The sequence below is a fragment of the Duncaniella sp. C9 genome (assembly GCF_004803935.1).
Classification (GTDB): domain Bacteria; phylum Bacteroidota; class Bacteroidia; order Bacteroidales; family Muribaculaceae; genus Duncaniella; species Duncaniella muris.
Genome location: NZ_CP039547.1, coordinates 819,309 through 831,844, shown reverse-complemented (window position 1 = coordinate 831,844; position 12,536 = coordinate 819,309). Strand labels below are relative to the sequence as shown.

The 12,536-nt window shown below is 51.8% G+C and carries 12 protein-coding genes and 2 pseudogenes; 9 read left to right on the top strand and 5 right to left on the bottom strand.

Annotated features, from left to right (window positions below; all coding sequences use genetic code 11):
- The first annotated feature begins 22 nt into the window (after positions 1–22).
- The 8 genes and pseudogenes from E7745_RS03440 to E7745_RS03405 all read left to right on the top strand — a co-directional run.
- Complete coding sequence (locus E7745_RS03440) at positions 23–1,438, top strand: TIGR00341 family protein (RefSeq protein WP_123399583.1); 1,416 nt, start codon at positions 23–25, stop codon at positions 1,436–1,438.
- Complete coding sequence (locus E7745_RS03435; RefSeq protein ID WP_123399585.1) at positions 1,435–2,733, top strand: glycosyltransferase; 1,299 nt, start codon at positions 1,435–1,437, stop codon at positions 2,731–2,733. Before E7745_RS03440 ends, E7745_RS03435 begins: the two co-directional genes overlap by 4 nt.
- Before the next feature lie 54 nt (positions 2,734–2,787).
- Positions 2,788–3,807, top strand: coding sequence for an NAD(P)-dependent oxidoreductase (locus tag E7745_RS03430; RefSeq protein WP_124075953.1), 1,020 nt, complete (start codon positions 2,788–2,790; stop codon positions 3,805–3,807).
- A 105-nt stretch (positions 3,808–3,912) separates the two neighbouring features.
- Positions 3,913–4,200, top strand: a complete 288-nt coding sequence (locus E7745_RS03425; RefSeq protein ID WP_124075952.1) for a hypothetical protein — start codon at positions 3,913–3,915, stop codon at positions 4,198–4,200.
- 68 nt (positions 4,201–4,268) lie between these two features.
- Positions 4,269–4,691, top strand: a complete 423-nt coding sequence (locus E7745_RS03420) for a type II 3-dehydroquinate dehydratase (protein ID WP_123399587.1) — start codon at positions 4,269–4,271, stop codon at positions 4,689–4,691.
- A 10-nt stretch (positions 4,692–4,701) separates the two neighbouring features.
- Positions 4,702–5,334 carry an O-methyltransferase gene (locus E7745_RS03415; protein WP_123399589.1) on the top strand — a complete coding sequence of 211 codons (633 nt, stop codon included), beginning with the start codon at positions 4,702–4,704 and terminating at the stop codon, positions 5,332–5,334.
- Between the two features lie 264 nt (positions 5,335–5,598).
- Positions 5,599–5,835 (top strand): annotated as a pseudogene (locus E7745_RS15000) (helix-turn-helix domain-containing protein); the annotation flags it as partial.
- A pseudogene (locus E7745_RS03405) lies at positions 5,757–6,521 on the top strand (IS630 family transposase); the annotation flags it as partial. The pseudogenes E7745_RS15000 and E7745_RS03405, both read left to right, overlap by 79 nt.
- A gap of 590 nt (positions 6,522–7,111) precedes the next feature.
- On the opposite strand, the gene E7745_RS03400 reads toward E7745_RS03405, so the two are convergent.
- The 5 genes from E7745_RS03400 to E7745_RS03385 form a co-directional block, all read right to left on the bottom strand.
- Positions 7,112–7,384 (bottom strand): hypothetical protein, encoded by a 273-nt coding sequence (locus E7745_RS03400; protein WP_107033211.1) that lies wholly within the window; start codon positions 7,382–7,384, stop codon positions 7,112–7,114.
- A gap of 16 nt (positions 7,385–7,400) precedes the next feature.
- A complete protein-coding gene (locus E7745_RS14770; RefSeq protein WP_168181978.1) occupies positions 7,401–7,577 on the bottom strand; it encodes a hypothetical protein in 177 nt (58 codons plus the stop codon).
- Positions 7,578–7,579: 2 nt separating this feature from the next.
- Positions 7,580–8,704, bottom strand: coding sequence for a glycine zipper family protein (locus E7745_RS03395; RefSeq protein WP_136408308.1), 1,125 nt, complete (start codon positions 8,702–8,704; stop codon positions 7,580–7,582).
- 459 nt (positions 8,705–9,163) lie between these two features.
- Complete coding sequence (ribF, locus tag E7745_RS03390; protein WP_136408307.1) at positions 9,164–10,096, bottom strand: riboflavin biosynthesis protein RibF; 933 nt, start codon at positions 10,094–10,096, stop codon at positions 9,164–9,166.
- Between the two features lie 55 nt (positions 10,097–10,151).
- Entirely contained in the window at positions 10,152–10,799 is a 648-nt protein-coding gene (locus E7745_RS03385) for an HAD family phosphatase (protein WP_136408306.1), read from the bottom strand.
- 112 nt (positions 10,800–10,911) lie between these two features.
- On the opposite strand from E7745_RS03385, the gene E7745_RS03380 reads away from it, so the two are divergent.
- The gene (locus E7745_RS03380; protein WP_123399595.1) at positions 10,912–12,534 is read left to right on the top strand and encodes a CTP synthase; all 1,623 of its coding nucleotides are present in this window, start codon (positions 10,912–10,914) and stop codon (positions 12,532–12,534) included.
- The last annotated feature ends 2 nt before the right edge of the window (positions 12,535–12,536 follow it).

The following is a 12,536-nucleotide window of genomic DNA, read 5'->3' as shown; positions in this document are numbered from 1 at the left end:
GCAAGACACACACGCCATCCAAATGCCGTCACTCAAGAAATATCTGGTCAACTACTTCACGCTCACCGACGATCTGCTGCCGCAGGAAGAGGCTGAAAGCGCTATCCGCGAGGGAGTCTCCTTCAAGGGGACCAACATGCTTATCCTTATTCTCGCCATCTTCATCGCCTCGCTTGGCCTGAACACCAATTCGACGGCCGTGATCATCGGCGCCATGCTCATCTCGCCGCTGATGGGGCCCATCATCGGCATAGGCCTGGGAGTAGGAGTGCAGGATTTCGAACTGCTGAAACGGGCGCTGCGCAATCTGGTGATGGCGGCAATGTTCAGTGTGCTGACGTCGACAATCTATTTCATCATCTCGCCTGTGAGCGAGGGCCACAGCGAACTGCTGGCGCGCACATCGCCGACGATCTATGACGTGCTGATAGGATTTTTCGGCGGCGGGGCAGGCATAGTGGCCATAGGCTCGAAGTCAAAGGGCAACGTGATTCCCGGCGTGGCGATAGCCACCGCCCTCATGCCACCGCTCTGCACCGCAGGCTACGGTCTGGCCACCCTGCAGCTCAACTATTTCCTCGGCGCATTCTATCTGTTTCTGATCAACTCGATTTACATAGGCCTGGCCACGTTTATAGGCGTGAAGCTGATGCACTACCATCCGGCGGTCTCCGGAAATCCGGAACGCTCCCGCAAGGTGCGCCGGATTGTCTACACCGTGGCTATCCTCACACTACTCCCTTCGCTCTATCTGACCTACAACATGCTGCGCCAGTCGAGATTCTCGACCAATGCCGACCGCTTCATAGCCCAGCAGTTCAACTTCCCCTCGACCCAGGTGCTGAGCAAAAGTGCGGTCATAGAACATGGCGAGAGGGTAATCACAGTGACACTGATAGGCAAGGTGCTTCCAGCCGACTCGCTGCAGCTGGCCATGTCAGCACAGCTTAAGAACTACGGGCTGGAAGGAGCACGCCTGAACATCATACAGGGTGACTCGCCCGACCTGTCGGAACTCAAAAACGGACTGCCGAGCATGAGCGACATCTATGAGTTTGCCCGCACATCGCTCACGTCGCAGCAGCAGACCATCGACTCACTGAGAAGCGTCATAGCCTTCGCGCGGATCAACGACACGATTGCCGGGCGGATAGCTCCGGAGATCAAGGTGGTGTTTCCGCAAGTGGAGGAGATAGCTGTCAGCCGTGCGGTGTTCGGCAACGTATCGACAGAGAAGCTCGACACCGTGAGCATGGCTCTGGTGAAATACAGCCGTCAGATGTCAGCCGACAAGCAGCGCGAGTTTGAGAACTACCTGAAGGCCCGTCTGAACGACAAAAACATCACCCTGATCAATGTCGGAAACCAGATTAATTTCCAGGCTGCCCGCGCAGGCAAGGATGCCGGCGGGAACGCAACTACCGCAAAGAAAAAATGACACAGACCAACGGCTCAGAATATAGACTGCCTGACAACCTGAGAGGAAAGAAGGTGGTGCTCGTGAATCACTCCGACACTCTCGGTGGGGCCGCGATTGTCACGTTCAGACTTCTGCAGGCCCTGCGCGACCAGGGTGTGGACGCGAGAATGGTGGTCTACACCAAGACCTCGCAGGAACAGAGCGTGGACTGCATATACACACGCTTCCTGCGCTCAATGGCTTTTTGCCTCGAACGGCTGAGAATTCTTCCGGCCGTAGGTTTCGACTACAGCCGTCTGTTCAAAGTGTCGACCGGGTCATTCGCCCTCAATGTCCACCACCATCCCTGGGTAAAGGAGGCCGATATTGTCTGCCTCAACTGGATAAACCAGGGGCTTATGGGAGTCAGAGGCATACGCAAGCTGCATGAAGCCGGAAAAAAGATAGTGTGGACGCTCCATGACATGTGGGCCATGACCGGCATCTGCCATCATGCCTATGACTGCGACCACTACCGGAAGGAATGTGGCGACTGCCAGTTTCTGTCCGGAGGCGGCAGTCCGGGCGATCTCTCGCACAAGTGCTGGGGAAAGAAACACCGCCTGCTGGGCGATGTGCCCATAAGCTACGTGACGGTGAGCCACTGGCTTGAGGAGTGCGCGCGCAGTTCGTCGCTACTCCGCAGCCACAGCATAAGGACTATCCACAACCCCTTCCCTATCGAACAGTTTTACTACGAACGCGACAGGTCGCTCTACACACTGTTCACACCCGACAAGCCGAACATCATCCTCTTCGGAGCCGCGCGTCTCGATGATCCAATCAAGGGTCTCGACTATGCGATAGACGCTCTGAACCATATATTCGACAACTATCCGGAGATTGCCTCGACAACGGCCGTCTACTTTTTCGGACAGCTTAAAAACCAAGAGGCTCTTGACCGTCTGCGCTTCTCGCACCAGTGGCTCGGAATGATCAACGACTTCAAGATCATACGCTATCTCTGCGCCAGCGCCAAGGTGATGCTGTCGACCTCGCTCTACGAGACTCTCGGCGGAACTCTGGTGGAGGGCCAGGCCGGGGGCGCGATTCCGGTGACATTTGGCGGCGACGGCCGCACGGATGTGGTGGAGCATCTTAAAAACGGCTACATAGCGCGCCATAAGGATGTGGAGGATGTGGCGCAGGGCATAATGTGGGCGCTGAAAGCCGACATTCCGCGCAAGGAGCTTCACGATTCGGTAGGCGAGCGGTTCGCCTCACAGGTGATAGCCCGCAAATATATCGATCTCTTCTCGGAAATAATTGATTAATAGGCTTTTAGAGATTGTTTAAAAACAACCTCTTAATTCACACCTTCTGAAGATATGAAAGTACTGATAGTCGGAGCCGGAGGTTTTATCGGCGGATTCATAGCCCGCGAGGCTCTTTCGAGAGGCTATGAGACCTGGTGCGGTGTGCGCGAAAGCACCTCGCGCCGCTATCTGACCGATCCGGCACTCAAGTTCATCACTCTGGATTATGACGATCCGCAGAAACTGACCGATCAGCTCAAGGATGGACAGTGGGACTATGTGGTCTACAACCTCGGAGCCACGAAGTGTGTCAATTTCAGCGATTTCAACCAGATCAACTACGTGTATCTGCGCAACTTCTGCGAGGCGATGATCAATAACAACCAGCATCCGGCGAAGTTTCTCTACATGTCATCGCTGTCGGCCATCGGTCCGGGCGATGAGAAGACCTACAGTCCGCTGACCAACTCGATGATTCCTCAGCCCAACACTCGCTACGGGCTGTCGAAAATCAAGGCCGAGACGCTGCTGCAGACTCTCCCGGCTGAGTTTCCGTGGATCATACTGCGTCCTACGGGTGTCTACGGTCCTCATGAGCAGGACTATCTCATGATGATCAAGAGCATCGACGCCCACTTTGATTTCGGCGTGGGCTTCCGCCGTCAGATGCTGACGTTCATCTATGTGGAGGATCTGGCGCGTGCGGTTTTCGATGCGCTTGAAAATGCTCCCGTCCACCGCAAATACATCATCTCCGAGCCGCGGGCTTATTCGCAGAAGGAATTCCGCAGAATAGTGGCCAGGGAGCTCGGACGGCGCCTGGTGGTGCCTGTCAGACTGCCGCTGTGGGCGCTGAAAATAGCCTGCGCGGTGTCTGAGAAATACGGTGCGGCCAAGATGCAGGCTGTGACGCTGAATTCAGACAAGTATAACATCATGGCCCAGCGCAACTGGGCGTGTGACATCTCCGATGCGCAGCGCGATTTCGGTTTCTCGCCACAGATCGACCTTGAAGAGGGCATCAGGCGCACTGTCAGAGCCTATCTCACTGAAAAAGAGGCTCAGAAGCAGCGAAAGAAGAAGGTGGATTAAGAGCCTGATAAACATCCTCCAAGCCCTATGGCGGCCGACTGCCGTATCAGAGACAATACCTATTACATATATTATATATAAATCAGAATCCAAATCATTTAGCCCATGAGTCCTGCCAAGCAAAGACCACCTCTGTGGATGACGATGCTGATCATAGTGTTTCTGCTGCCGGCATTTTCGTTTCCGGTCCTCGTAGCCAATCTCCCCGCAGGCGAGGAGACGGTGAAGACTTTCGTGTGGATCTATCCGTTCTACATGCTTCTCTCCGCATGGCTTGCCTGGAGCGCTTATCAGACGCGGCCTTATGTGAGCTGGATTCTACTGCTGCTCATGGCGCTTTCAAGCGCGGCCGTCTGGGCTTTGGTCATGAATCCGGGATTAGCGGCGGCGTGAAGAGTCTGATTTAGAGGTTGTTAAAAACACCAGTTAAAAACCATCTGAAAAAATATACCCCCAACCATATGAAACTGCTTATCATCAACGGTCCGAATCTCAATCTCCTGGGCACACGCGAGCCCAAGATCTACGGATCGCGCACTTTCGAATCCTATCTCGTGGAACTGCGCGAGATGCTTGACGGCGACGAAATTGAATATCTCCAGTCGAACCACGAGGGAGATATCATTGATTTCCTGCATAATACCGATGCCGACGGGGTTATCCTCAACGCCGGTGCCTATACCCACACGTCGCTCGCCATCGCCGATGCGATAGCCGGCATACAGACTCCTGTGATCGAGGTGCATATCTCAAACACAGCCTCGCGCGAGACCATCCGCCACAAGTCGCTGATTGCGCCGGTGTGTTGCGGAACCATCACCGGTTTCGGCCTCAATTCATATTTCCTTGCCGCCCAGGCATTCGTGATGGGCCACGTAAAATAAGAGGCTTGTCATGGCAGAAACTTTAGACGATTATATCCTCAGCCATATCTCTCCCGAACCCGACCATCTGCGCCGGCTCTACCGCCGCACCCATCTGCGCCATCTCTATCCGCGCATGTGCTCCGGGCATCTCCAGGGGCGTCTGCTGGCCATGATCTCGGCTATGGTAGGCCCACGGCGCATTCTGGAACTGGGTGCCTATACGGGCTATTCGGCTCTCTGCCTTGCGGAGGGGCTGAAGCCTGACGGACAGCTGCACACCATAGAGATTGACGATGAGATGGAAGAGGAGCTGACGGAGCTTTTCGAATCGGCTCCGGGCGGCGAGAGGATCACGCTCCACATTGGCGATGCGGAGGAGATTGCAGGCAAGATCGACGAGACATGGGATCTGATCTATATCGATGCCAACAAGCGCCGATACACGGAGTATCTCGATGCGGTGCTTCCCCGCCTGCGCCAGGGAGGATTCATCATTGCCGACAACACTCTATGGGACGGCAAAGTGACTGACACCGAGACGAATCACGATGCCCAGACCGTGGCTTTGGATCGTTTCAACAGTTATGTGGCGTCAAGAGAGGATCTCGAAACCGTGATTCTGCCTCTGCGCGACGGTCTGACGCTGATCAGAAAGAAATAAAAAAATTTTTTAATTTTAGTGAACCATTCAGGAAGCCATGCGTTGTATAAGTACATGGTAAAATTACTTTCCATTGCAAGAAATGTGATAATGATTGGTTTAAGTAGATGTTGAAAATTAGTTTATATCAATTTTTTTGCGTATCTTTGTGTAAACACATAAAGACACAACGCTATCGCAAAAATCAAAGTTATACAACTGACAGACCAACAACGTCTGCAATTAGAGGAAGGCTTTCGCCAAGGCAAGAGCCACGCATACCGCATGCGCTGTCGCGCAGTGCTTCTGAAATCCACCGGCCTGACTTCGGAACAGGTTGGAGAACAGACCGACATGACCCATATATCAGTCAATTCCTGGGTGAAACGCTTCGAGGCCGAAGGAATCAAAGGACTGGAAACACGTCCCGGACGGGGTCGGAAGCCAATAATGGACTGCTCGGACGAAGAGTCGGTACGCAAAGCCATAGAGAACGACAGGCAGAGCGTGAAGAAAGCGAAAGAGGCATGGCAGCAGGCTTCAGGGAAAGAAGCCTCCGAGAGTACCTTCAGGGCTTTTTTATCCGCCTTGGCGCGGGATATAGACGTATAAGAAAACGTCCAAAGGGGAAACCCTCGCCGCAGCTCTATGCGTATAAGACCGAGAAGCTGCAAGAACTCGTACAACAGGAAAAAGATTGTCTCATCGACATTTATTATGGAGATGAAAGCCACATCTGCACCGAGGGATATGTGCCATACGGATGGCAGTTCCGAGGTGAAGATGTCTATATCCCATCTGAAAGAGGTCTGAGACTCAATATTTTCGGCATGATAGACCGCAACAATCGATATGAAGGATTCTCCACAACTGAGAATATGACCGCTGACAAGGTTGCCGACTTTCTTGACCGATTTTCTCTCCGTATCCGTAAAAACACTTTTGTTGTCCTTGACAATGCAAGCGTCCACAGATGCAAACTCATGCGGGAACTCCGTCCAATATGGGAGAAACGTGGGTTGTATCTCTTTTTCCTTCCACCGTACAGTCCACATTTGAATATCGCCGAGACGCTCTGGAGAATCCTCAAGGGCAAATGGCTCAGACCTGCGGATTATTGCTCCACAGAATCCCTGCTCTATGCAACTAACCGTGCGTTGGCTGCGCTTGGATCTGAACTCAATATCAATTTTGTCCATGCGGCTTAGTATAAATTAATTTTTACGACTTACTTATTAAATGAATTGAAGCTGTCGGGAGACAGCTTTTTTCATATCCGGCCGGGCGGTAAACCGGTGTCCTGCCGGACACCATATGCAGGGGGATCACAAGCCCGTGACACCTGCGCGCTTTGCGCTGCGGTGTCACGGGCTATGAGTAAATCTGCGTCCTCCGGACGCCCATCCGGTCTCAGCACGCGCAACATGGCCTGACAGATCCGCAGGCGGCAACACGTCTGAAAAAGCGGATTCCAGATGGCTACGCAATCAGCATGTACCCGACAAAGCGCCCCCCGATAGTCCGTACATGGCGATGGCCGGCAAGACCGGATCCACTATCGGTAGGTGCCCGACAAGGCGGATCCGGATGATCCGTGGCTATCGGGTGTCCGGCAGGACACCGATTTACTCATAGCCCCCGACACCGCAGCGCATTGCGCATAGGTGTCGGGGGAGGGAACATTCAAACAAATGTGGTGTCCAGTCAAGGACACCGATTTACCACCACGAACGGTCCCGGAATCCGCTGCCCAAAGATAGTTTTTTATGTGGCTTTTGCTGCCGGGCGGATAAACCGCTCATAGGGGCTGAAGGGGTCCGCGTATATTGTTAGGGAGCGGTGCATCAGATCTGTCGAGCACGCTCCATAGATCGAAACGCAGCCATCCGCTTTCAACCGATTCAAACAATGTATTCTCGAACAGCACATAAAATGCCACGAAGGTGCTTATAAATACCACATGAAAGAGTGCCCTTTTTGCGAAGGCCGATGACAGACGCCATCCTATGTGATACACTACGAATATCGTTGCGACTATGGCAAGCACTGAGACAAGAATGATTTCCAGCATGGTCGGTGGGGATGGGTTAAAGAGTTCTTTTAATCAAGCCTGCAATGCAATCAAACAGAAACAGAATGCCCATTCCGGCTATCAGCCACAGGAGGAAGCGCAGGTATTTGTTTGATATTTTCTTTTTTATCTGTTTTTCGGCTGAGTCACTTGCAATAAAGTAGGTCATGAGCCGGAGTATTCCCTCTATCATTTTTATTCAAATTGGTTCCAAAATAATACACTGTTAATAGCAGCCTGCGCTCCTATTGCCAAATCCGCTTTCTGTTTAGGAGTAACATCTGAATTTAATATAATCGTATTTAATTCGGCTGCATAATTATGAATCTGCTCTTCTGATAGTTGAGTACATTTATATGCTATCTCAACATCAAAATTTTTATATACAAAAATTTCTTCTTCAGAAAATCCCATGTTCTTCATATAAGTACATTGCAGATCAATATAATCTTCTCCTGAATAATATGATGACATTGCCATATTCGCTATGTCTTTACAAAATTCTATAACTTTATTTTTTAACTCAATATCCTCAGATATACGATTTATATCAAAATTTGTATCTACAATATAGGATGCAACATAATTATATATTTTCTCAATATCTGGTTCCCCATTTTTTATATATTTATCGCTTTCATTTTCAAATGTTACCATCATATTATTATGATAATATCCTAAAGAATCACATCGTTCTACATTATTTAATATTGATGGTATATATCCCCATCCAGGCTCATTATCAAGACCTTCATCTATAAAACCATCAGTATTAGGAGCAGAAAAAACCGCTATCATATCATCATTTATAGCTCGCATTTCAGTATCAGCCCAATCCGAAATAACACATGCTACCTGTATATTATTATCAAATATAAATCTATAATTTGGATCTTTAACTGCTAAACCGGCACAATCAAAATATCTCTTAGCTGCTGCAGATGCGGCAACATAACCAATATATCCTCCAGCTACACCACCCCAGACATGACCAATACAGGCTCCTGCAGGCCCTGCTACAGAACTACCAATAGCAGCTCCTGTCCAACGCCCTACAACAGTACCACATTTTTGGCCAAGCATATCAGCTAAATCCGCGTAATCACGAGGAATATTAGGCCACTTTGGTTTCCATCCACGGCTTGTTTCAGAAGGATATGCCGAATTAAGTGCCTCCAAATCTTTGAATACTTTTTCTAATTTCTGCACATCATTATATTGTGAATTATCTATTTCACACGGAGCGACCAATTGGCTTTCATTGCAAGAAGACATAACAAATCCACATAAGATTGCGAATAGAACTAAAACTTTTTTCATAACTCAACTTTTACAATTCAAAATATAACAATTCATTGCAAATATAGTCAAATATATATATAAAATAACAATTATACGTCTACAAATTTTAAAAAATATAAAACTATATGGGAATGGAGATAAAAAAGTATAAGATGAGAATTCAAAGCTGGGACATACGGATAGCGGAAGGATGGAGACACGCGTTGCGCACATCCGGACGGTGATGTCCGGAGAAGCTATGTTTTCGAAACATCTCTGCTAATGGCCCATCCGGACACCGATAGTCGGATGGATGCCAGATATAATATGCGTTTTTTTTGGGGAGGACGATGATAACCCAATGTCCTGTCGGACATTGGGTTTGTCGGGGGGGAACATTCAAACAAATGTGGTGTCCGGCAGGACACCGATTTACCACCACGAACGGAATATGATGTGGATTTCAAGGGGCGTGATGCCGGGGGATCTCTGCGCGTATCAGGAGCGGGTGAGGGTTTTGCGGGCTTTGGCGGCGTCGGCGCGAAGCTGTTCGGTGAGTTTTTCTACTGACGGGAAGCGCTTTTCGTCGCGCAGAAAGCGGATGAATTCTACAGTGACTTCCTCATCATAGAGATAGCCGATGAAGTCAAAGATGTTGGCCTCAATGGATAGACGGCCCGGTGCGTCAGGGTCGGAGACAGTGGGGCGGAAGCCAATGTTGACCATTGCGGGACGGCGCACTCCGTCAGGGGTGGTCACGAAGGCGGCATAGACTCCGGCTTTCGGTATGAGCGAGTCCTTGTCGGTCGGCTCGACGTTGGCTGTGGGAAAGCCTATGGTCCGGCCGAGGCTTTGTCCGTGTGTCACTATGCCGCGCAGGCGATAGGGCTGGCCGAGTGATTCGGCGGCTTTTTCCGGCTTTCCGCTCAGCAGATGGTGACGGATGACGGAGGAGCTTACCGGCGCTCCGGCACCGCAATATTCAGGTGCGGCAATCACCTCGATGCCTATTTCGGCTCCGAGGGCCTTGTAGTCATCGAAAGCATCGGGGCGGTCATGTCCGAAACGGTTGTTGAATCCGAGCACGAGGGTCTCTATGCCGTATGACAGCCTGAGCATGTTGAGAAACTCGCGGGCTGTCTTGCGGCGGAGACTGTCATTGAAGGTGAGCATTATGACATCGTCGGCTCCGGCCTGGCCGAGGAGACGCAAACGGTCGTCAAGCGGGGTGAGCAGTCCGGGCGACTCCAGAGGCCGCAAAAGCGAGAGCGGATGGCGTGAGAAGGTGATGACGGCCGGGGTGAGACCGCGTGAGGCGGCTTCAAGCCTGAGGTATTCGATAAGAAACTTATGGCCGAGATGTACGCCGTCATACATGCCTACGGCGGCTATGCGGCGGGTAGATCTGTCACTTCCGGTTATGATTCTCATTTCTATGACAATTTACTTAGAGGCTGTTTTTGCGTGATGAGGAGGCGGGGCGCATCTATCTAACGTCCGGAGCGGGGGTGAGGTTTTCACAGAAGTCGCGCAGGAGGTCGGCGAACTCATCGCCCGGACGGACGAGCACTGCATGGAATCCGAACGAGCGGGCGGCATCGACATTGGCCTGGGAGTCGTCAAAGAAGAGCGTCTCGGAGGGCACGAGGTCGCAGGTGCGCTCGGCGTAGTCGAAGATCTCCTTGCCGGGCTTGCAGCAGCGGGCGTCGTATGAGGTCACTATGCCGTCGAAATAGTCGGCCATCTCGCGGCCTTCCTTGCAGAACTCTTCGGCGATCTTGCTCTCCATCATGATGGGGTTGGTGTTGGAAAGCAGGCAGATACGGTAGTCGCTGCGGAGCGCGCGCAGCGCTTCCAGACGGTCAACGGGAATTCCGATCAGGAATTGGTTGAAGGCGTCGTCGATCTGCGCGTCGGTGAGGTCCGGGTTGCCGAAGAGGGGGCGTATGCGGCGGTGGAATTCATCGGCACCGATCTCGCCCGATTCAAGAGCGAGAAAGTCGCCTTTCTGACCGTAAAGGCCAAGAAAATCATCGGGATCTTTCATGCCGAGCCCTTTGAAAGCATCCACACAGCGGTTGCGGTCAAGATCCATGATCACACCGCCGAGATCAAAAAGCAAATTCTTTATCATCGCAATATTATAAGTTTAGGCAAATTTACGGAATAATCCCCGATTTTTTGTAAATTTGCACCTTATTTTAAACTATACGCGAAGTTGAAGTACTCTTATCACATCATAAAGCGTGGAAACTAAATACATTTTTGTCACCGGCGGCGTGGTTTCGTCGCTTGGCAAGGGAATAATCTCTTCCTCTCTCGCATGTCTGCTGAAGGCACGCGGATTTCGGGTAACTATCCAGAAGTTCGACCCCTACATCAACATCGACCCCGGAACTCTCAACCCCTATGAGCATGGGGAGTGCTACGTGACCGTTGACGGTCATGAGGCCGATCTCGACCTCGGACACTACGAGCGATTCACCAATATCCAGACTACACGCGCCAACAATGTGACCACCGGCCGCATCTACAAGAGTGTGATCGAGAAGGAACGCCGCGGCGACTATCTTGGCAAGACGGTGCAGATCATCCCACATATCACCGATGAGATCAAGCGCAATGTCATGGCTCTGGGCAAGACAGGCGACTTCGACTTTGTCATCACCGAGATAGGCGGTGTGGTAGGCGACATCGAGTCGCTCCCCTTCCTTGAAGCTGTGCGTCAGCTGCGCTGGGAACTCGAAGACAACTGCCTCTGCCTGCATCTCACCTATGTGCCCTATATCAACGCAGCCAAGGAGCTGAAAACCAAGCCGACACAGCATTCGGTGAAGCAGCTGCAGCAGCTCGGCATCCAGCCCGATGTGCTGGTGCTCCGCACCGAGCATGACATTCCGGCGACGATGCGCAAGAAGATTGCCCAGTTCTGCAACGTGGCGCCTGACGCCGTGATCCAGAGCATCGATGCCAAAAGTATCTATGATGTGCCTGTGCTGATGCACGAGCAGCATCTCGACGAGATTGTGATGCGTCTGGTGGACCTCGATCCGCAGGGTCAGCCCGACATGAATCCCTGGAAGGAATTCCTGACCAAGATGCGCACCGCACAGAATAAGGTGACAATAGGCCTTGTTGGAAAATACGTGGAGCTTCAGGATGCCTACAAGTCGATCAACGAGGCTCTTTTCCAGGCCGCCACATATGCCGACCATGTTCTTGACCTGCGCTACATCCACTCTGAGCGCGTGACCCCTGAGAATGTCGACAGCCAGCTGCGCGATCTCGACGGTGTGATCATAGCCCCCGGATTCGGCCAGCGAGGCATAGAAGGCAAATTCACAGCGCTGAAATGGTGTCGTGAACACGATGTGCCAACCTTCGGCATCTGCCTTGGCATGCAGTGCATGGTGATCGAGTTCGCCCGCAACGTACTCGGCCTGAAGGAAGCCAATTCGACCGAGATGCAGCCCCACACTCCCGACAATGTGATCGACCTCATGGAAGAGCAGAAGTCGATCTCCAACATGGGAGGCACCATGCGCCTCGGAGCCTATGACTGCGAACTGCAGCCAGGCTCGCGCGCAGCCAAAGCCTACGGGGCAACAAGAGTCAGCGAGCGCCACCGCCACCGCTTCGAGTTCAACAACGACTTCCGCGCCCGCTTCGAGGCCGCAGGCATGAAGTGTGTGGGAGAGAATCCCGCCACCCATCTCGTAGAAGTTGTCGAGCTTCCGGACCACCGCTGGTTTATCGGCACACAGTATCACCCTGAATATTCCTCAACCGTACTCTCGCCCTCTCCGCTGTTCATGGACTTCGTCAGAAGCGCCATCAGCTATCACGAGGAACGGACCACTGATAAGTAACA